This is a genomic window from Moraxella nonliquefaciens (genome assembly GCF_001679005.1).
GTDB classification, from domain to species: Bacteria; Pseudomonadota; Gammaproteobacteria; order Pseudomonadales; family Moraxellaceae; genus Moraxella; species Moraxella nonliquefaciens.
On the sequence record NZ_LXTW01000032.1, the window covers coordinates 26,473 to 48,063 of the forward strand.

Sequence of the window (21,591 nt, forward strand, 5' to 3'; positions counted from 1 at the left end):
GAAATGGTGAAAATGCCATAAAATCTGTGTAACTTTCTCCAAAAATCATCACAAAATAAAGACACAGAAGCAATAAAGATATGTTATGATAACTCATTTTTATTTGTCAGCTGTAATGGCTATAATAACAGTAACAACATATTTGGAAGGGCTATGATGTCAAAAAAACAACTTTTTTTATCAGGGGTAGCAACGGTCATCGCAGGCGGTCTATTTGCCCAAAGCTATGTAAGCGTAGCAATGGCACAGGACAAGGCTGGATTTGAGTTAAATGCTGAACAAAAAGTTACTGCCCGTCAAGTGGCTTTATTGCTTGATAAATTCCATTATCTAGAACAGCCCCTAGATAAGCAAATGGGGGCAAAAATTTTGACCATGTACTATGACCAGCTTGACCCATCACGCACGCTGTTTTTACAGTCGGACATTGATGAGTTTGATGAAAAATATGCTGATAATTTTGCCGAACGCTTAAAACGTGGCGATTTGTCAGCAGGCGTTGAAGTCTTTGAGCGTTATCGCACACGTTCAAATGAGTATTATGATTTTGCCAAAGAGTTTTTAAAGACCAATGTCAATCTAAATACCGACAAAACCATCGTGCTAGACCGTGAAGATGCCCCACGCTTTAAGAATGCTCATGAACAGCGAGAGTTTTGGCAAACGCAGAGTACTTACGCACTCATTGGATTGACACTTGGTCAAGAAGATGACAAGGCAAAGGATAAAGCATTTTTGGATAACCCTGAACTGGCTCGGGGTCAAGATTTGGTGCGTGGTGATGAACGCACACCCACACAGATTTTATTAAACCGCCTAAACCGCCAACAAGAACAGCTTGCTCGCCTAAAAAATGATGAAATCATGGAGACGATTTTAAATGCAGCAACTTTAACTTATGACCCACACAGTAACTATTTTGCTCCCATCCAAGCCAATGAAATGCAAATCCAGTCTAATTTACAATTAGAGGGCATTGGTGTATCTATTCGCCCTGACCGTAAAAATCCTGACTATGTTCGTATTGTCAGCCTTGTGGACGGCGGGCCTGCCCAAAAAACAGGGCAAGTTCAAGCCAATGATTTGATTTTGGGGGTTGCCCAAGATGGCGGAACAATGGTAGATACGGTCGGATATAGCACCCGCGAGATTGTGGCTCTTATTAGAGGAGCAAAAGGCACATCTGTTACCATTCGCATCAAACAACCCAACACGCCCGACAGTTCTGCTCGTACGGTTACCATCGTGCGTGATGTCATCAAACAAGAAGACTCAGGGGTGCATCATCGTGTCATTGAGGTGCCTTATGATGGGGGCATCAAGCGTGTGGGGGTGTTAGAGATTCCCAGTTTCTATCTTAACTTCACCGCACGTCGCAGTGGGGTGGGGGCGGATGAGTATCGTTCGGTCAGTCTTGACACCGAAAAAGCCATCAAAGCACTCAATGAGCAAAATATTGATGGCATGGTTGTGGATTTGCGTAATAACCCAGGTGGTTCACTAGATGAGGTTGCCAGAATGCTCGGACTGTTCATCAAAGAAGGGCCATTGGTACAAATCCGTGATAATAAAGGCAATGTACAAGTATTTGTGGATAGAGATGGCGGAGAACAACTCTATGCAGGTGATATGGCGGTACTCATCAATTTGGGTTCAGCATCAGCGTCAGAGATTTTCTCAGCGGCCATTCAGGACTATGGGCGTGGATTGATTGTGGGCAGTACGACCACAGGCAAAGGTTCAGCACAGGTACAACGTGATGATTTGGCGTTGGGGTCCATGACACTCACCCAGCGTAAATTTTATCGCATTACAGGTGGCAGTACTCAAAACAAGGGTGTTGTCCCTGATGTGCCACTGGTGAACATTTATGAGGGTATTGAATTTGGTGAGCGTGAATACAAAAACCCCTTAGAGTGGGACACCATCACAACCACGCCATTTATGGCACATGGCAAATATTCTAAGGATTTGATGGCATCAATCATCGCATCATCGCAGGCACGCCAACAAAGAGACCCGCAGTTTAAATACCTAACAGCACTAAACGACATTCGTGCCATGGATGATGACAAAAAACCTGCCGATGTAAGCATTGACAAACGCCGTGCCAAGCGTGAGCTTATTGAGCAAAAAACCTTAGCTGCTGAAAATGCTCGCCGTCAAGCCACAGGTGAGATGCCATTTACCAACTGGTCAACCTATCAAGCCAGCATGGATGCTTTGGCCGAAGAGCGTAGTCTCATGAAGGAGAATGAACGCCCACGATTGCCTGAGAGTGAAGCATTTGTTATTGAAGCGGCGACCTTAATGTTTGAGGCCAAAGATAAAAAAACATTGGTAGAATAAATGTTTGCTACAACCAATTATTCTGCCAAAACTAAGCAACAAAGCATGATGACTTATATGTCACATTTGTCATGATTTTTTGCTAAAATTATTATCAGTCCCTAGGATTTTTAGTAAAACTTGGTTATAATAAAAAAGATTTTGACCGATAAAATGGCAAAATTACCAACATTTATTCATCCATTTATTTATTTTAAGGATATATCATGGCTATTGAACGTACACTTTCTATCATCAAACCAGATGCTGTGGGTGCTAACCACATCGGTGAGATTTTCTCTCGCTTTGAGAAAAATGACCTAAAAATCATTGCAACCAAAATGAAGCACTTATCCAAAGAAGAGGCCGAAGGTTTTTATGCAGAGCATAAAGAGCGTGGTTTTTTTAATGATTTGGTAGCGTTCATGACATCGGGCCCTGTGGTGGTGTCTGTCCTAGAAGGTGAAAATGCCGTACTTGCTCACCGTGATATTTTGGGGGCGACCAACCCAAAAGAGGCAACAGCTGGCACCATCCGTGCTGACTTTGCAACCAGTATTGATGAAAATGCTGCCCACGGCTCTGACAGTACGACATCTGCCGAGCGTGAAATTGCTTATTTCTTTACTGATAATGAAGTGTGTCCACGCACTCGTTAATCTGCACTGAGTAAAAACCACGTTAAAAAACCGAGCCCATCAGTGGTTCGGTTTTGATTTTAATTGGGGCGTGCTTGCCCATTTTTAGCCTAATATCAAACTGTCATCTGCCACTTTTTCGCCATGAGTTTTTTCAAACATGTTAAGCAGACTTTGGACAGTCATGCCACGGCGTTCATCACCTGATACGTCCAGCACCACCTTTCCTTGATGCAACATGATGGTGCGAGTGCCATGAGTCAATGCCAAAGCCATTGAGTGGGTAACCATGAGTGTGGTTAGACGATTCTCATTTACAATCTTATCGGTGAGTTCTAGGACAAAACTGGCAGTTTTGGGGTCAAGAGCAGCGGTATGTTCGTCTAGGAGTAAGATTTTGGATGGTTGCAGGCTTGCCATCAGCAGGCTGACCGCTTGACGTTGTCCACCCGAGAGTAGCCCCATACGGTCAGTTAGGCGGTTTTCCAGACCTAGGTTTAAGAGGGCAAGTCTCTCACGAAACAGCTGACGGTTTTTGGCATTTAATGCAGGAAAAAGTCCACGAATGCCCCCACGCCCAAAGGCAAGTGCCATGTTCTCCTCAATGGTCAAAGCCTCGCAAGTGCCTGCCATCGGATCTTGAAAAACACGAGCAACCGAGTGGCTACGCTTGTGCGTAGGTTTTTTGGTAACGTCGGTATTATTGATGATGATAGAGCCAAAGTCAGGACGTAATGCACCACTGATGGTGTTTAAAAATGTGGATTTTCCCGCCCCATTGGTACCGATGACGGTAACAAATTCGCCATCATTGATATGCAAAGACAGCCCACGCAAAGCAAAATTTTCAATGGGTGTGCCAGCATTGAAGGTCAGATGTAGATTATGTGCGGTCATCATAAAGACCCCCTTTCTTTGACAGATTTTTTACCCATGCCAAATACACCTAGGGTTTTTGAGCGAAATTTGGGTAAAATCAGAGCAATCGCCACAAGCAGGGCGGTTACTAAGTTTAAATCCTGTGGGCCAAAACCGATATGGCGTAAAGTTTGGCTAGATAGGGCGATTTGGATGAGCAGTTTGTAAAGTATTGCACCGATGACAACCGAGAGTGTGATAAAAAAGATTTTTTTGGCATTTAGTACGGTCTCTCCGATAATGACCGCTGCCAGACCTATCACAATCGTACCAATGCCTACCGAGATGTCCGCTCCGCCTTGGGTTTGGACAAATAACGCACCTGATAGGGCGATGAGTCCATTGCTGATTGCCATACCAAGAATGATGACAAAGGAGGTGTTAATTCCTTGGGCTTGTGCCATTTTTGGATTAGAGCCTGTGGCACGCATGGCAAGCCCCATTTCGGTACTAAAAAACCAGTCAAGCAGTAGTTTTAACAAAAGCACGACCGCCCCTGCCACAAATACACGCACCCACATGCCGTTATTGCCATTTATAAATGGGGTAAAAACGGTTGTCTCACCAAGCAAGGATAAGTTGGGGGCGTTCATGATACGTAAGTTTAGCGAATACAAGGCGGTCATGACCAAGATGCCCGCCAGTAAGTGTAATATGCCAATCTTGACATTAAGCCATGCGGTAACAACGCCTGCCATCATACCTGCCATCATACCAAACAGGCATGCAATCCAAGGGTTAAAGCCTGAGATGATGGATATTGCTGCTACCGCACCGCCTAAGGGAAAACTGCCATCAGCGGTTAAATCAGGAAAATCCAACATGCGAAATGATATGAGTACCCCAAGTGCCATGATGGCATATATCAGTCCGCTCTCTAACGCCCCTAAAAAGGCAATCAATGACATATCTGCTCCAATCAAAACAAAACACACGCCCACGATTTGGCGTGCATTTTGTATTTATAAAATAATTATCTAAAAGGTGCTTATTCTACCACTGTTTTGGCTTTATCCAAAATGGATTGTGGTACGGTTAAACCCTGCTCGCTGGCATTTTTCTTGCTGACCATCAAGTCAAGCTCGCTGGCACTGTACACAGCGATGTCGCCTGCTTTTTCGCCTTTTAGGATACGAGCGGTGATTTTGCCTGTTTCTAGTCCCAGACCATGATAGTTCACGCCAAGAGCAACACTCGCCCCACGCTCGACCACGCTAGGGTCAGATGAGACAAGGGGGATTTTACCTTCTTTGGCGACTTTGGCAAGGGCTTCATAGGCATTGATGACGTTATTGTCGGTTGATGTATAAATCACGTCCACTTTGCCAACCAAACTTTGGGCGCTCATGGCGATGTCTGATGATTTTTGGGCAGGGGCTTCAACGATGGTAATGCCTTGGGGTTCGGCGATGGCTTTTAGGTTACGCAAAGTCACGGTGGAGTTCACTTCTCCCTGGGCTATACACAAACCCGATGTTTTTGACGCTAGGAATCAGCTCTTTGATAAGGTCAATCTGCGGTTCAAGTGGTAGTACGTCCGATGCTCCTGTTACGTTCGTGCCAGAGCCGTCTAGTTTGGGTACCAGTTTGGCTTCCACAGGTTCGGTCACGGCAGAGAATACCACGGGAATGCTTGTGGTGGCATTGACGACCGCTTGGGCAGATGGGTGGCGATGGCGATGATGGCGTCAGGGTTGTCCGCCACGAACTGCTTGGCGATTTGTCCTGCGGTGGCAGGGTTGCCTTGGGCGGATTGGAAATTGACCGTTAGGTTCTCGCCTTCTTTAAAGCCTTCGCTGGCTAGGGCTTCAAGCGTGCCTTGACGAACAGCGTCAAGTGCAGGGTGTTCGACGATGGCGGTAATGGCAATCGATTTGCTCTCGGCAGTCGTCGGGGCTTGGGCGGTCTCGCTTTGGCTGGCAGGTTTATCGCCGCCACAGGCAAACAGTAGCGAGCAAAGCGTGCTCATGCCGATAAGTTTGGGAAATTTGGCACTGATGGTCGCCATGACAGATTCCTTGTGTAACAATATGATGACTTTTATTATAGAGTAGTTACAGAGCGATGACAATAGTTATGAGAATGAAAATATAAAAATTTTTAAAAAATGGTTAGGTGCGGGTCTAATTTTACGATGGGTTTGATGGGGTTGTTATGGGTATTTTAAAAACACTGAGAATAAAGCATGAGATAGTTTTATTTAAAAAATAAAACTAATAAATTTAAAAAATAAATCATATTTGCAATAGTATTACACACTCATTTACAAGTATAATATATAATACAACTCATTATCATTTTTATTAGGTATTTTGTATCATGTGTAAATTTCCCTTGTCTTTATTAAGTATTGCCATGTTTGTCGCGACCAATGCTCAGGCAGATGATGGTGAGCCGACCGTCATGCTGGGGCATGAGACCATCACCATCTCCAAAGACGCTGGCAAATACGTCGCCATCACGCCCAATTCCCTAAAAGACGACAGTCCCCTGTATGAGACCGCCCAATCAGTGAGCGTGCTAACCCCACAGCAGGTAGAGCAAAAACAAGCCAGCACCGTTGCCGAGCTTTTGGAAAATGTGGCAGGCGTGTCATCAGGCGTGCAGGGTCGGCGCGGGTGGGATGACTTTATCATTCGTGGGCAAGTATCATCCAATCAGATGTATGTGGACGGTATGCGTGTGCAAATGTCGTCTAAAAACCTGCGAGCGTGGGACGTGGCAGGAGCGGACAGCATTGAAGTGGTCAAAGGCACGACCACTACAGGCTACGGCATGGCATTGCCAAGCGGGATTGTCAATATCACCTCAAAACGCCCTGACAGCGAGACCTTTGCCAAAGGCAAAATCACGGTTGGCAGTTTTAATAACAAAGAGCTTGCCTATGACCTAAACTATGCCCCAAACGACAGCAAAAAAGGGGCATTTCGCCTAAATGGACGGTTTTCTGACCGTGATGATGCAACCGACCACGTCTTTTTCAAAGATAACTACATCGCTCCAAGCTATATGTTTGATTTGGGTAATGACACCGATTTGACCCTTTTGGGCAGTTATCAATGGCGTGAATATCTCCGTCAGCAAGGCTTGCCACACAACAACACCATAGACCTTACCACAGGCGAGCAAACCGTACGCAATGCCCACGAGCAGTATTCGTCCAGTACGTTTTTTGGCTTGCCTGATTATGGTTATGAACAAAAAACCTTGCGTTTGGGCTATGATTTGGCTCATCATATCAATGACAAGCTCACCTTTAAGTCCATTTTTGCCATTAACAAAACCGACACAGACGGCAAGCCTGTACTTTCAACCGCTCATAACAATTTTTATAGCACGGGCAATATCGGTCGCCAAATTAACAATCAAATCAAAAAAGACACCATGCTCACCAGCGACAACCGCTTTGAGACTTATTTTAATACAGGTAACGTTGAGCATGATGTAACAGTAGGGCTTGACCTATTGCGTGAAAAAAGCGACTATTATCGCCGTAATGACCGAGCTTATCCCAATTTTGACATCAACAATCCAAGCTATGACGTATCAAGCATTACAGAAGGTACGCCTAGCCAAAATATTACCACTACTCAATACGCAGGGCTGTACGCCAAGGACAGTATGCGTTATGATGACTGGATTTTTGGGGCGAGCGTCCGCCACGACTGGGCAAAAACGGACGTGGATAACGTGCTGACAGGAGCCAATGCCAAACGCACAGACGGCGAATTTACAGGCAGTGTGTCCGCCATGTATGATTATCAAGGCAAATTCGCCCCTTATGTCAGCTTTGGTACGTCCTTTCAACAAAACACCAGCACAGGACAAAATGGCGAAGTGCTAGACCCCGAAAAAGGTCAAAATGCCGAAATTGGCGTAAAATTTCAAGGCTTTGACAAACGCTTGCAAGGCTATGTGTCCGCCTATGACATCACTCGCAAAAATGTTGCCGAAACGATTTATGACGATAGTGGGGTTGGCACAGGATATAGCGAGCTTGTGGGTAAGCAACGCACCAAAGGTTTTGAGTTTGAAAGTGCGTTTGTGATGAATAACCAATGGAATATCTCGGGTTCGTACAGCTATATCCCAACCGCCAAAATCGTGGAAAACAGCCGTGCGTCCAATGTCGGTCAGCGTATCAGCCAAATCCCAGAACACTCTGCGTCCGTGTCCACGCAATATCATTTTAGCCCTGACCGTTTGGGCTGGTATGTCGGTGGTGGCTTGCGTTATCAAGGCGACAGACGAGCGTGGCGGACAGCGGTCAATAACCGTGGGGTAGAAACCACGCATTTTATTGATTTGCCAGCCTATACCGTGCTTGACGCTAAGGCAGGCTATGAAGCCAAAAATTGGGGTGTGGGTTTGGCGGTCAAAAACTTGACGGACAAAGACTATCTTATCGGCACAACGCCCAACTCCCAGCTTGTCTCTTATGGCGAGCCACGCAACATTCGTGCGACTTTGACTTTTAAATATTGATAACACGCACCCTCTGCCCTTTTTCGCTTTGAAAAAGGGTTTTTATTTTTAAAAATAAGGCAAGTTATGGATTGGCAATACGAGCTTATCACGGCGGTATTTTGGTTATTTAAGGCATTTTTTTGGGTGGCGGTGGTGCTGTCGGTGGCGGTGTGGGCGTTAAAATTTACCCCCTTTGGCAAAAAATTTTGGCGCATTGCCAAGCCTTGCCTAAGCCGTGCCAACACCGCAAAAGCCCTTGTGATGATTGGGCTTTTGATTTTCTTTGTGCTTTTGGAAGTTAAAATCAGCGTGCTAAATACGCAGTTTTATAATAAATTGTACAGCTCATTACAAGACATGGACGCACAGGCGTTTTGGTTTTTTGCTCTGCTAAATGCCAGTTTGATGATGTTTAAAGTGGCACAAGACGTGGTGGATAGGTTTGTGGGCGAAGCCTTTGAGATTAAATGGTGGGAGCGGTTTAATGCCGTGCTACTTGACCGCTATTTGTCGCACAAAAACTACTACCGCCTAAAACACACCCACGACCTGCGTACCCCTGATAACATCGACCAGCGTATCGAGCAGGACGCTAAGGAGTTTATCACAATCACGGTGGAGATGGTGCGTGGGGTTATCAATGCGGTGATGTCTATCATTGAGTTTACGATTATATTGTGGGGGCTGTCGGGGATTTTGAGCGTGTTTGGCGTGAGTGTGCCAAAGGGTGTGGTATTTTTTATTTATGGTTTTATCATCGTGGCGACTGCCTTGTCGGTGTGGATTGGGCGACCGCTCATCAGGCTTAATTTTGATAAAGAACGTTTGCATGGCGATTATCGTTATTCGCTGATACGAGTGGCGGACAATGCCGAGAGCATTGCCTTTTATGATGGCGAACACCAAGAAAAACGCCATTTGGCAGGGCGATTTGGGGCGATTATTGACAACCGATGGGCGATAATTCGTAGGCTTTTGGGATTGGACGGCTTTAATACAGGCGTAACCCAAGTGGCTCAGCTATTGCCACTCATGCTCCAAGCCCCACGTTTTTTTGCAGGCGAGATAAAATTGGGCGATATGCACCAAACGGTGCAGTCGTTTAACCGTCTCATGCGAGCGTTGTCGTTTTTTCGGCTGTTTTATGAGAGCTTTACGTTGTATCAAGCACGGCTGAACCGTCTGTATGGCTTTTTGACTCGCCTTGATGTGCTGGATAATACGCCACTTGACAAATCAACGGTAAAACATGATGATAACGTATTGATATTAAAAGACTTTGGCATAAAAACATTTGATGATAAGGTGTTGATTGATGGCATAAATATCACGCTACACGCAGGGCAAGCTCTACTGATACAAGGCACGTCAGGCACAGGCAAAACCACGCTGTTAAAGGCGATGGCAGGGATTTATCCTTTTGGTACGACAGGGCAAGCGGTCATGCCTACCGCCAAAACGCTGTTTTTGCCCCAACGCCCCTATATGCCCCAAGGCACGTTACGAGATGCCATTTGCTATCCTGACATACGGGCAAACGATGACAAGATAAAGGCGGTCATGGCACGTTGTCATCTGGGCAAGCACATTCACGCCCTAGATGTGGACAGCGATTGGCAGGTTAATCTATCACCAGGGGAGTTACAACGAGTGGCGTTTTTGCGTGCGTTGCTCGTTAGGCCGTCTGTGGTATTTCTTGATGAAACCACGTCCGCCCTAGATGAGCCGACCGAGACCGCCCTTTATACCACGCTAAGGGACGAGCTACCCCAAGCGATTATCGTGAGTGTGGGGCATAGAAGTACGCTTTTGGCGTTTCATGATAAAAGGGTGGTGCTTGGGTGGGGTTAAAATGGGTTGGCGGTTTATATTTTACTTGGTTTATGTCAAATCATCATCGCTTTTATTAAACCGTAATCCCGATGTTTTAATTGCCCAAACAAGCTCTACCAAGGCACGATTGTTGGTTAAAGGTTCACCGTCTAATATGAGTACATAGCCTGTATTATCAATCCACAAAAACATAAAACTTGTGGTTGGCATGAGCAGTTCAACATCACCAAAGAGTGAAACAGCCTGTCCAGCGATGGCAAGTCCACGCTCATGCTGACGTACAAAAAAGTCAAAAAAGTCCGCCCCTGCCACCGCCAGCCTATCCGCTTCATCGGTTGTGTAACCAATGCGAGCCAAACAAAAACCTTCATTAGAGCCAATGACAGCTTTGCGAGTACCTGACAGACTTGCCACGACATAAGGTAAGAATTTATCCAATGGCATATTAGGAGCAGGTAAGTTCTGTGATAGGTGTTGTATCCAACCTTTTTCATCAAACTCATCTAGCCATTCATGTGAATACTTATTTAACCACTCTTTGGTAGACATGACATGAGTCTGCGAGACGAGCGTTTGTAGAGCTTTGTGCTTGTCATTGGGTGTGGCATAAGCAAAAGCATGCATGACACCAGATGGTGTTAGCGTAAGATAGGGATTTTGGTGGTCATTTGGCATGATTGATTACCGAAAATAAAAACTAAGAGGCGATCATATAGATGAGTGAACGCACCATACGACGCATTTGTTCACGGTCACGGGCATCAACAATCATGACGTTAGCACCAACACCACGTTCCATCAATCGTTTTGAGAGTGTCTCATGTAAATCCCAAGGCATATTTTCAGCATGGGTAACACCGACCACTAAGGCACTGCTTTTGATGAGTGGTGAGAAAGCATCAAGATAATAATCCAAGTCATTCACAGGGTCTTTTTCCTCGGCGTTTAGCAGTAGGATAAGACCCAAGGCATTTTCACTTAAAATCTCCCACATAAAGTCAAAACGTCTTTGCCCTGGGGTGCCATAGAGTCGCACCTGTTCACCGCTGTCTAGTATCATAACCCCATAGTCCATGGCAACCGTGGTTGTCTTTTTGATGAGTTTGGTGTCATCGGAGGCAACTTCATCGGTCGTTACCACACCTTTGTCAGACAACACTTGAATGGCAGCTGTTTTACCTGCCCCCACAGGGCCTGCGATGATGAGTTTATAGGTTTGTTCACGGACTTCATTGATGGCACTCATTGCACTCTCCGTTTTGTGTTTGGTATTAAAATGATAATTTGTTAAGCAGGCGTCTAAAAAATCCTGTTTTGACAGCTTGGGTTACGCCTTTATTGGCAGTTGTCTTGGGTTTGGATTCTTTGTCGTATTTATTCTTTTCATGTAGCAGTTTATCTAGGGGGGTTTGTAGATAAAAAGAGTTTTTTAGCACTTCAATATCTGCCGACCCAGACAGGATGGATAGCAAAAATATGCGGTGCAGGATGGATGGGTTTTTTTGGGTCAACTCACCAAATACCATGTCAAGTTGGTCAAGGTTTTTAGGGACGATTAGGCATGATGATACGATTGCATGGACGTATTCGGGGATGTCTTTCATGCCTGCAAAGTTGGGCATGTAGCGAATTTTTAGTTTTAAGGTATTTCTGGGGGCATTAATGCGAGTAGGTAAGATGGTTGAATAAATTTGCCATAAAAAACTGTTGAGTGAATAACGACGATAACCTTCATTTTTGATGTTGTGTAGCATTCTATCAAATTCTGCATCGCTTAGGGCGATGTTGGTAATATTGGTTCTTAGTACCTGACAGTTACCTGCGATGGAAAAATAGTCAAGCAGACGGTCAAGGTTTTGTGTCAGGGCGATGGCTTTTTTAGGATAGACATAGACCATTTGGTTGCCAATGACGATTTTAAAAGGATGTTCTTGGGCAAAAATATGAATCAATTCATAGATGACATTATTGGGACAGACACCACTAAAACAAGTATTAATCACACTTTGGATGAATTTGCCATTTTCGCTGGGCGTGTGTTTGGTCAGTTCTGTTTGCTTGGTATCGGTACTATCGTGTAGATGATTGACAGATTTGCTATATATTAAGGCACGATTTTTGGCAGCATCAGCAGGGTTTTTTTGTAGGCGTGTGGCGGCGTCAATGAGTTGCGACAGCACCACTTCCATGTCATGTTTGGCATATGGGGTGCTCAAAAAGAAGTTGGTTGCATGGGGTAAAAAGTCAGCATTTTGCCATTGTTTGATATGACCACGTGTCAATAATAAGGATGCACGAAAATCCAAAAAATCCACCAAATTTTTGATGTGTTGGTTATTAAACAGCGACATGCCCACACCATCTAGATTGATAATGGCAGCAAAGGCATCATCAGCATCTCTGCCAAGCGTGGGTAAGGTCAGACACAAATCATCACTAAAACAGCGTTCCAATACTAAGTACTCCACATTAGGATAGTTACGTTGTAATAGCAAGGTTAATGCCCCAGCACTAGGGCCTGAGAAACCCGCCAATAATATTTTTAATGCCATAGTATCTCCAAAAGCCAGATTTTAGTGGTTGCAGACGCATAAAAATAAGTAGAATGTTCACCCTCTATCATATCGTCTATGTGCCATATCATCTATGTATAAAAAGTAATCTTAAAATAATCTATGTATGAAAAATCTAATGTATCAACCTTTCAAGTTCAGTGCGACAAGCCACCCATCGCATGTCAAATACCCAATTATGTTTGCCAAGTTTGAACCATGCTTTCATGAACGCCACTAAGTCATGACAAGCCAAACAATGGTTAAAAAATTCATTTTCTAAACGCATGACCTCATCATGATTTTGGGTTTTGTGAGCTGTCAAAATAGACTCCAACAGGCGTTGGGCAAGCAAAGTGGCATCATCACTACTGACACGCAGTTTATGACTGGGCACATCAAGTGTGGGTGTGGTAAGTACGCTCCAACGTGTCGCCAGAAGGTTATTTTTTTGTAAATAATATTTACGTGTTATGCAGTCGTTGATGATTTGCCAAGCTTGGGTGTTAAGACGTGGTTTAAAGGTTTGGATGAACTCGGGGTTCATCATGGGTGCATCATACCAACAGCCAAAAAAATAATCCGATAATGCCCCTTGTAGAGGTTCGCTTTCGTCTAATTTTTTGGCGACATTGATTCGCTCTTTGTGATACTGTCCTGCCGATGGATTTTTTAGGACAGCACGAGAATAATAACGAAAGTGATGGTAGTCATCAGCGTGATGGATTCTGTTCATAAACTGGTCTGTGATGATGAATAAAAACAAGTGGGTCAAGTGTCAAACCCACTTATCTCTTACTTAGTCAAGCAGGGTTTCCATTAGGTCAATCATGAATTCAGCATCTTCATCATCTATGGGTTCAAAACCGTCTGTCATGCCAAGTTCACTTAGCACCGCTTGACCATCAGCATCATCTTTTAAGGATAAAATGACTTTGGCGATATCATCTGCTTGGGTGAAGCCGTCTTTGACCAAAATGACATGGGAGATGGTGGCGATATTGCTTTCAATGAGTACGTTTAGTTGTGATTTGGTGAGTTTTGACAGTGAGTGATAAATTTCAGCGATAAAAAACGCCACATCCGCTTCGCCTTTTACCACTTGTTTGGCAGCGGCTTGATAAGTCTCGGTGATGATAAATTCAACATCATCTTCGCTCAAATCTACCGCTTCAAGCAGACGCAGACCGATGAGTTTGACATCACGGTTATCTGCCATGGCAATCTTAGTGCCTGCGTTTAGGTCATCTAGGCACTTGATATTACCACCAGCTGATGAAATGATTGTCATTTCATCAGATTTGCCAATGGGGCGAGCGATGGCACGATAGCCATCTTCACGGATGAGTTTGGCAGCATCAAAAGGGTTGGCATAGATGACTTTGATATCATCTTTTGCCAAACTGTCTTCTTGTTCGGCGTGCGAGGCGGGTGTAACAAGGTGTAGGTCATGACCTGAACGTTTTTGTAGCAAGGTATTAAACATGTGCCAACCTGCAAAACGTTCTGGTGAGAAATCAGGGGCAATTAAAAAATTATAAGCCATTATTCTGCTCCTTTCATGGTAAGGTATTGAGCTGCCGTCTCTTCAATCTTACTACGGCTGGGCTTACGGCGTACGGAGGTATAACCCACAGTCTGACCACGACGTACGTTTGGCACGACAGTGGCATATACCCAGTAGTGTGAGCCATCTTTGCATAGGTTTTTGACGTAGCCATGCCATTTTTTGCCCTCTTTGACGGTCTTCCACAAATCAGCATACGCTGCTTTTGGCATGTCAGGATGGCGTAAGATGTGCTGGGGTTTGCCAATCAGTTCATCTTCGGTATAGCCACTAATCTCAACAAAGGCATCATTGACATGAGTTAATACGCCATTTAAATCCGTGCGAGAGACGATGAGTCTGCCATCAGGGTATGGACGCTCTACACCTGTATCATAGACGGTGCGTGTTGTGCCATCAAAAAAGGTTAGGTTATATTCGGTAGCATCGCCAGCGGGCTTTGCCATATCATCTAGTTGAATGCTCAAAACAAGTCTCCTTAATAACTTATCAATACTTTATAGCTTATCAATAAAAGGGTAAAGATTAGATGAGTTTTGCCAATGCCTCAGAGGCTCGTTTAATGTCTAGAAATATCAGACCCAGTTTGGCGTTTGGTTTGGCAAGAATGGTCAGTACCGCCTCACCACCTGCTGATGTCATGATGACATAGCCTTTTTCACCTTGTACGAGCAGACGGTCAATCTTACCACGAGCCAGTTCAGAGCCTGCACGGTCGCCCAAAGACAGTAGGGCGGCACTCATGGCACCCACACGATCTTCGTCAATACCAGAGGGTAGGGCAGAGGCAATCATCAAGCCGTCTGTTGAGATAAGAGCAGAGGCCTCAACGTCGGCAGATGAGCTGTTTAGGTCATCTAGGATTTGTTGGAACATGTCGGTACGCATGGTTTGTCTCCTTTGGGTGATAAAATTTTGATAAAATTAAATGGTTGGATTGATGTTGGTAAACTGTTACCGCCAATCGGAGCTATTATACAAGTATTAATGATAAATACAAGCATTTTAATAATAAATACAATATGAAAAGCAGACGTTTGTTAGTTGCTGTTGATCATGCTTTTTGATTGTACTTTATTACTGAATTGGATTTGGTGAAATTAAACGGATTTTAAACAGTTTGTCCATAAAAACCAAAGCGTACCAAAGGCAAATACAACCTATGATAAAACACAAAACCCTTACTATTATAAGGGTTTTGTGTTTTGTTGGCAAGAGTTAAAAATAACCACAAAGGTTAAGCATTAACGATTTGGAGCAAAAGCTGCCAACTCTGGGTTAATGTCTGTTTTGGCAACGGTATTGGCGTAGTTACATAAAGTAGACAGTGCCACACCCATGATGACATCCAAAACATTTTGGTCGTTATAACCTGCTGATTTAAAGGCTGCTAACTCATCATCAGAGACCTGACCACGCTTGTCAATGAGTTGCATGGTGAATTGGGCTAGGGCTTGGTATTTGGTGTTTTCGTCAATGTTGGTGCGAGTACGCAGGGCTTCTACAACCGCAGGCGACATTTTGAGACGAACTTCGGCAACCTTGGTGTGTCCTGCCACACAAAAATCACAGCCGTTATGTGCAGCGGCGGTAATCTGAACAACTTCAACCTCTTCGGCGGTCAGAGAGTTTTTGCTGTTCATTTTACTTACCTCTTGATACATTTCAAGGGCTTGTGGTGAGTTGGCAAGCACACCGATGAGATTTGGGATAAAGCCATTGGCTTTTTGTACCGCTTCAACACGCTCTTTGGCTTTTTCTGGGGCGGTGTCAACAGTGTGTAAAGTAAGACGGGTCATAAAATGCTCCTGATTTATTTCTTGGGTCAACACATCATTGGTTTGTCTTGTTGTACTTCATGTACTTCCCAACCAAGACTCATCGTTTGTCTTGACAGTAATAGATACAAATTCATGTTTGGATGAGTTAAAATAATAAAACCTATATGGGAGTGGATATAAAAATTACAAGCGCTTTTTGAAAATTTATAAATTTATATAAAAATCAATGGCTTACAAAAAATTTACGACCCATTGGATTTTTATCATTGAAAATTTTGCATTTGTCAAGCATATATTTGACCAGCAGGAAAACTTCCAAACGCAATTTTAACAGATAATATTTTAACAGACAATAAAAGGTAAACCATGAATTTTGACAAACTGACCCGAAAAGTACAAACAACCCTACAAAATGCCCAGTCCTTGGCGGTTGGTCGTAACAATACGGCAATTTTTGCCATACATATTTTGTCCGTCATGCTCCAAGATGAGAGCAATGTTGCCATGCTAAGCCAAGCAGGAGCGGACATAAACAAACTCAATCATGACACCACCAAAAAACTCGGTGATTTGGCAACTTTGTCCACACCAACAGGGCAGGCAAATCTTGCACCTGATTTGGTGCAAGTGCTAAATCTTGCTGAGAAATTTGCAACTGATGCAGGCGACAGCTTTGTGCCAAGCGAATGGGTGCTTTTTGCCCTAAGTCAGACAGCAGACACCAAAAAAGTACTGACCGATGCAGGCGTGGACGCCCAAAAACTACAAGCCATTATTAACCATATCCGTGGAGGAGACACTGTGAAAACTCAAAATGCCGAAGACACCAGAGATGCCTTAGAAAAATACACCGTCAATCTGACCGACAGAGCAAAAGAGGGTAAACTTGACCCTGTCATTGGGCGAGATGATGAGATTCGTCGTACTGTGCAAGTTTTGTCAAGACGCACCAAAAACAATCCTGTTTTGATAGGCGAACCGGGCGTGGGTAAAACCGCCATTGTCGAAGGGCTTGCCCAGCGTATCGTCAATGGCGAAGTGCCTGAGAGTTTAAAAAATAAAGAAGTTTTATCGCTTGATATGGGGTCACTCATTGCAGGGGCGAAATATCATGGAGAATTTGAAGAGCGTTTAAAAGGTGTGCTAAATGACCTTGCCAAACAAGATGGTAACATCATTTTATTCATTGATGAATTGCATACCATGGTTGGGGCGGGCAAGACCAGTGGGGCAATGGACGCTGGCAACATGCTAAAACCTGCACTGGCTCGTGGCGAGTTGCGTTGTGTGGGGGCGACCACGCTTGATGAATACCGCCAGTACATTGAAAAAGACCCTGCTTTGGAGAGACGTTTTCAAAAGGTATTGGTAGATGAACCGAGTGTGGAGGACACCATCGCCATTTTGCGTGGGTTAAAAGAGCGTTATGAGCTACATCATGGGGTTAGAATCATGGATGCTGCCATCATCGCCGCCGCCAAAATGTCGCACCGCTATATCACCGACCGCCAATTGCCTGATAAGGCGATTGATTTGATTGATGAGGCAGCATCTCGCATCAAAATGGAGCTTGACAGTAAACCTGAAAGCCTTGACAAACTTGACAGACGCATCATCCAGCTAAAAATGCAGTTACAGACTGTTAAAAAAGAAGACGATGCAGCAAGTCAGGCACAAGTTAAGCAGCTACAAACCCAAATTGATGAATTGGAAAAAGAATATAATGATTTAGAGGAGATTTGGAGGGCTGAAAAGGCACTGGTAGAGGGTACTAAGCATGCTCAGATTGAGCTTGACAAGGCACGCATTGCCCTAGAAAAAGCCCAACGTGATAGTAACTGGGAGCAGGCGGGGCGATTGCAACATGAGATTATCCCCAATTTGCAAAAACAGCTTGCCGATGAACAGTATGATGATACAGATACGCCTAAATTGCTTAGAAATAAGGTAACAGATAATGAAATTGCCGAGGTGGTGTCGCACGCCACGGGCATTCCTGTCGCCAAGATGATGCAAGGCGAGCGTGATAAAATGCTGGGCATGGAGAGAATTTTGCATGAACGTGTGGTCGGTCAAGATGAAGCGGTCAAATCGGTTGCCAATGCTGTTCGCCGCAGCCGTGCAGGACTCTCCGACCCCAATCGTCCAAGCGGTTCATTCTTATTTTTAGGGCCAACAGGTGTTGGTAAAACGGAGCTGACCAAATCACTTGCTAATTTCTTATTTGATGATGAGACGGCGATGGTACGTATTGACATGAGCGAGTTTATGGAAAAACACAGTGTTAGCCGTTTGGTGGGAGCTCCCCCCGGTTATGTCGGTTATGAAGAGGGGGGCGTGCTGACCGAAGCGGTTCGCCGTAAACCGTACAGTGTTGTTTTATTTGATGAGGTGGAAAAGGCTCACCCTGATGTCTTTAATGTTCTACTACAAGTCTTAGATGATGGGCGTTTGACCGATTCTCAGGGGCGTGTGGTGAACTTTAAGAATACCGTCATCATCATGACATCAAACCTTGGCAGTCATAAAATCTTTGACATGGCAGGCGATGAGTACGAAGAGATAAAATCAGCAGTCATGGAGTCAGTGAACGCTCATTTTCGTCCTGAGTTTATTAACCGTATTGATGAGATTGTGGTCTTTCATCCACTTGGGCAGTCGCAGATGGCAGGCATTGCCAGCATTCAGCTTGACCGCCTAAGAGCCAGATTAAAAGAGCGTGAGCTTTCGCTTGTCTTATCAGATGATGCGATAAATGAGCTTGTGTCGGTAGGTTATGACCCTGTATTTGGAGCAAGACCGCTTAAACGTGCCATTGTTCAAGAGATTGAAAACCCCCTTGCTCAAAAACTCTTATTAGGCGAGTTTATCGCAGGTGATACCATCTCGGTAGGTGTGGACAATGGGGTATTGACCTTTGATAAACTAAGATTTAGCTAAACTTATCAGTAAACAACGATTTACCACCAAAAAAAAGGGGGTAAATCGTTCATTTATTAGGGTCGTGTTGGCAGTGAGCAAAAACGCATCATACATTGCACTTAACCACCAAATGACTATATGATAGACCGTCTTAATGATAGACCATCTCAAATCTGCCAGTTTTATTGAAAATAGATGATCCATGAGAACAAAACCCAAAATAAACGTGGTGATTTTTGGCAAGTTTTTCGGTTTTGGTAATTGGGTTGATGGCATTTGGCTGTTATATGCCGTCATGTATGCTGTTGTATCGCGCGTTAATCACGTGTGACAAGTGTGGGAAACTCCTTGTTCTGGCGGTAAGGGGAGTGGGAAGTACATTACGAACGTTGGTTATTATATGGTTATTATTTTATTTTTGGTTATTTTTAAACACAAAAAAATCAAGGTCTCAATCTCTTAAAACCTTGATTTTATTCATTTTAATATGGTAGGCCCAGCAGGACTTGAACCTGCGACCAAAGGATTATGAGTCCTCTGCTCTAACCAACTGAGCTATGAGCCCTTAAAAATACTCAATAAGTATAGTAATTTATTAAGTGAGTGTATTGTACAATATCTTTAAAACCATTGCAAATCTTTTTTGGTAGATGTTATGGTAGACCGCCTTGCAATAGGTCGCCATTATACACCATGATGAGTAAAAGGCAAAGCAAAAAATTTTGAATTAAGAACATTTGCCATCAAAAAAGTGGCAGTTTTTAATTTTTTTATAATAATTGCAAATTTTCATTAAGTTGGATAAGAAATTTGGTATAATTAGCCCAGTTTTATATACTTTTTATACACTCTGATTTTTAACTTTCTATGTTTTATAGGTGCAACTATGACGACCCAAACATCACTTAGCTACAAAGACGCAGGCGTTGATATTGATGCAGGCGAGACCCTTGTTGGGCGTATCAAATCTGTCGCCCGTGCCACAACACGTCCTGAGGTGGTGGGAGGGCTTGGTGGATTTGGGGCATTGTGTCGCATTCCACAAGGCTACAAGTCGCCCCTATTAGTCTCTGGTACAGACGGCGTTGGCACCAAACTAAAACTTGCCTTAGACCTAAATCGCCATGAAACCATCGGTCAAGACCTTGTGGCAATGTGTGTCAATGATTTACTTGTGTGCGGTGCTGAGCCATTATTTTTCTTGGATTATTATGCCACAGGTAAACTTGATGTGGATGTTGCCGAGATGGTCATTAAGGGTATTGGCGATGGTTGTAAATTGTCAAATTGTGCTTTAATCGGTGGTGAGACCGCCGAAATGCCTGGCATGTATCAAAAAGATGATTATGATTTGGCGGGTTTTTGTGTGGGTGTGGTTGAAGAAGATGAAGTCATCACAGGGGCAAACGTCCAAAAAGGTGATGTGCTGATTGCTCTGGCAAGCTCTGGCGTGCACTCTAACGGTTATTCACTGGTGCGAAAAGTGATTGATGTTTCGGGTGTGGACATTAATACTCACACGCTGGGCGATGGCGAGACTTTGGCGGATGCTCTGATGAAACCCACTTGCATTTATGTCAAGTCGGTACATGCCCTGCAAAAACAGCTTGGCAATGCAAACATTCACGCCATGGCACACATCACAGGTGGCGGTCTGACTGAAAACTTACCCCGTGTGTTGCCCGATGATTTATCTGCCGAGATTAATCTCGCCACTTGGGAGTTTCCTGCCGTTTTTAACTGGCTACAACAAGCAGGCAACATCACCCAAAGTGAGATGGTGCGTACCTTTAATTGTGGCGTAGGTTTTGTGATTGTTGTCTCTGATGACAAAAAAGATGAAACTTTGGCATTCTTGAATGCACAAGGTGAGCGTGCTTGGCAAATTGGGCAAATTGTAGAGCGTACTGATAAAGCGGTGGTTTATATTTAAAGGTTAAATTTATTTTTAAATGATTGGTAAATTGGGTTTATTGCTTAAAGATAAACCCAATTTAAAAAGGATACTTTATGCAAACTTCTAACACAGCATTATCGCCAAAAGTGCAAGCGATATTACCTGCTTTGGAAAATCTAAAAGCAGATGACTATTCTTTTTTGTTGGAATTTTTACAAAATAAAATCGTTAAAATAGATAAGCAAGAAATGCCATTGAGCCGTCAAGAAATTGCTAAAAAGCGTTTGGGGTTTTTTAAGGACGCTATGGTAATGAGTGATGATTTTGATGATTATTTGGGCGATGACTTTTGGTTTCCAGATGACGATATTTTATATAAGTGAATGGCGATGAATAAATATCTGTTGGATACGCATATTTTTATTTGGGCAGGTTGTTATCCTGAGAAATTGCCCAAGCATATTGCCAGTTTACTTCAAAATCCCAGTGATGTATTTTATATCAGCATGGCAACATTTTGGGAGATGCAAATAAAATATCAATTGGGTAAATTGTTTTTACCAAGAACGCTTGATGAGTTAATTAAAGAAATCAAAAAATATCATTATTATGAAATCCTGCCAATTACCCAAACGCATATTCTAAACCTATAAACCCTTGAATTTCATCATAAAGACCCCTTTGACCG

18 protein-coding genes, 1 tRNA gene and 1 pseudogene are annotated in these 21,591 nt (G+C 43.8%); 8 read left to right on the top strand and 12 right to left on the bottom strand.

Features of this window, described 5'->3' with window-relative positions:
- Window positions 1-156: 156 nt before the first annotated feature.
- Both A7456_RS07180 and ndk read left to right on the top strand, forming a co-directional pair.
- Entirely contained in the window at window positions 157-2,349 is a 2,193-nt protein-coding gene (locus A7456_RS07180; protein WP_067009913.1) for a carboxy terminal-processing peptidase, read from the top strand.
- Window positions 2,350-2,555: 206 nt separating this feature from the next.
- Entirely contained in the window at window positions 2,556-2,987 is a 432-nt protein-coding gene (gene ndk, locus A7456_RS07185; protein ID WP_066887227.1) for a nucleoside-diphosphate kinase, read from the top strand.
- An 84-nt stretch (window positions 2,988-3,071) separates the two neighbouring features.
- Here the strand turns inward: ndk and A7456_RS07190 are convergent, their stop codons facing one another.
- The 3 genes and pseudogenes from A7456_RS07190 to A7456_RS07200 form a co-directional block, all read right to left on the bottom strand.
- Window positions 3,072-3,866, bottom strand: a complete 795-nt coding sequence (locus A7456_RS07190) for an ABC transporter ATP-binding protein (RefSeq protein ID WP_066890501.1) — start codon at window positions 3,864-3,866, stop codon at window positions 3,072-3,074.
- A complete protein-coding gene (locus A7456_RS07195; RefSeq protein WP_066887233.1) occupies window positions 3,863-4,792 on the bottom strand; it encodes an ABC transporter permease in 930 nt (309 codons plus the stop codon). The genes A7456_RS07190 and A7456_RS07195 overlap by 4 nt, the downstream gene beginning before the upstream one ends.
- Window positions 4,793-4,872: 80 nt before the next feature.
- Window positions 4,873-5,853, bottom strand: a pseudogene (locus A7456_RS07200) (ABC transporter substrate-binding protein).
- 350 nt (window positions 5,854-6,203) lie between these two features.
- Between A7456_RS07200 and A7456_RS07205 the strand changes: the two are divergent.
- A complete protein-coding gene (locus A7456_RS07205; protein ID WP_062499256.1) occupies window positions 6,204-8,369 on the top strand; it encodes a TonB-dependent siderophore receptor in 2,166 nt (721 codons plus the stop codon).
- Between the two features lie 66 nt (window positions 8,370-8,435).
- Window positions 8,436-10,202, top strand: coding sequence for an ABC transporter ATP-binding protein/permease (locus A7456_RS07210; RefSeq protein WP_067009118.1), 1,767 nt, complete (start codon window positions 8,436-8,438; stop codon window positions 10,200-10,202).
- Window positions 10,203-10,232: 30 nt separating this feature from the next.
- Here A7456_RS07210 and A7456_RS07215 read toward each other — a convergent pair whose 3' ends face one another.
- From A7456_RS07215 to A7456_RS07250, 8 genes are all read right to left on the bottom strand, one after another.
- Complete coding sequence (locus tag A7456_RS07215) at window positions 10,233-10,859, bottom strand: hypothetical protein (protein WP_062499258.1); 627 nt, start codon at window positions 10,857-10,859, stop codon at window positions 10,233-10,235.
- A 22-nt stretch (window positions 10,860-10,881) separates the two neighbouring features.
- Window positions 10,882-11,430 (bottom strand): GTP-binding protein, encoded by a 549-nt coding sequence (locus A7456_RS07220; RefSeq protein WP_062499259.1) that lies wholly within the window; start codon window positions 11,428-11,430, stop codon window positions 10,882-10,884.
- A gap of 25 nt (window positions 11,431-11,455) precedes the next feature.
- Entirely contained in the window at window positions 11,456-12,736 is a 1,281-nt protein-coding gene (locus A7456_RS07225; protein ID WP_067009121.1) for a hypothetical protein, read from the bottom strand.
- 136 nt (window positions 12,737-12,872) lie between these two features.
- Complete coding sequence (locus tag A7456_RS07230; RefSeq protein ID WP_067009124.1) at window positions 12,873-13,472, bottom strand: hypothetical protein; 600 nt, start codon at window positions 13,470-13,472, stop codon at window positions 12,873-12,875.
- Between the two features lie 63 nt (window positions 13,473-13,535).
- Window positions 13,536-14,282: a phosphate/phosphite/phosphonate ABC transporter substrate-binding protein gene (locus tag A7456_RS07235; protein WP_065255514.1), complete on the bottom strand. Its 747-nt coding sequence runs from the start codon at window positions 14,280-14,282 to the stop codon at window positions 13,536-13,538.
- Entirely contained in the window at window positions 14,282-14,770 is a 489-nt protein-coding gene (locus A7456_RS07240) for a PAS domain-containing protein (protein WP_228141033.1), read from the bottom strand. Before A7456_RS07240 ends, A7456_RS07235 begins: the two co-directional genes overlap by 1 nt.
- 58 nt (window positions 14,771-14,828) lie before the next feature.
- Window positions 14,829-15,191: a roadblock/LC7 domain-containing protein gene (locus A7456_RS07245; protein WP_062499263.1), complete on the bottom strand. Its 363-nt coding sequence runs from the start codon at window positions 15,189-15,191 to the stop codon at window positions 14,829-14,831.
- A 356-nt stretch (window positions 15,192-15,547) separates the two neighbouring features.
- On the bottom strand, window positions 15,548-16,102 hold the full coding sequence (locus A7456_RS07250) for a carboxymuconolactone decarboxylase family protein (RefSeq protein ID WP_067009126.1): 555 nt from the start codon (window positions 16,100-16,102) through the stop codon (window positions 15,548-15,550).
- Window positions 16,103-16,450: 348 nt separating this feature from the next.
- On the opposite strand from A7456_RS07250, the gene clpB reads away from it, so the two are divergent.
- Complete coding sequence (gene clpB / locus A7456_RS07255; RefSeq protein ID WP_067009128.1) at window positions 16,451-19,024, top strand: ATP-dependent chaperone ClpB; 2,574 nt, start codon at window positions 16,451-16,453, stop codon at window positions 19,022-19,024.
- A 470-nt stretch (window positions 19,025-19,494) separates the two neighbouring features.
- Here clpB and A7456_RS07265 read toward each other — a convergent pair.
- Window positions 19,495-19,571 (bottom strand) — tRNA-Ile (locus A7456_RS07265).
- A 321-nt stretch (window positions 19,572-19,892) separates the two neighbouring features.
- Here A7456_RS07265 and purM point away from each other — a divergent pair.
- The 3 genes from purM to A7456_RS07280 all read left to right on the top strand — a co-directional run bounded on the left by purM (window position 19,893) and on the right by A7456_RS07280 (window position 21,556).
- Window positions 19,893-20,939: a phosphoribosylformylglycinamidine cyclo-ligase gene (gene purM, locus A7456_RS07270; RefSeq protein ID WP_066890516.1), complete on the top strand. Its 1,047-nt coding sequence runs from the start codon at window positions 19,893-19,895 to the stop codon at window positions 20,937-20,939.
- Window positions 20,940-21,016: 77 nt separating this feature from the next.
- Window positions 21,017-21,286: a hypothetical protein gene (locus A7456_RS07275; protein ID WP_066887257.1), complete on the top strand. Its 270-nt coding sequence runs from the start codon at window positions 21,017-21,019 to the stop codon at window positions 21,284-21,286.
- A gap of 6 nt (window positions 21,287-21,292) precedes the next feature.
- Complete coding sequence (locus tag A7456_RS07280) at window positions 21,293-21,556, top strand: type II toxin-antitoxin system VapC family toxin (protein ID WP_082995498.1); 264 nt, start codon at window positions 21,293-21,295, stop codon at window positions 21,554-21,556.
- Window positions 21,557-21,591: the final 35 nt, after the last annotated feature.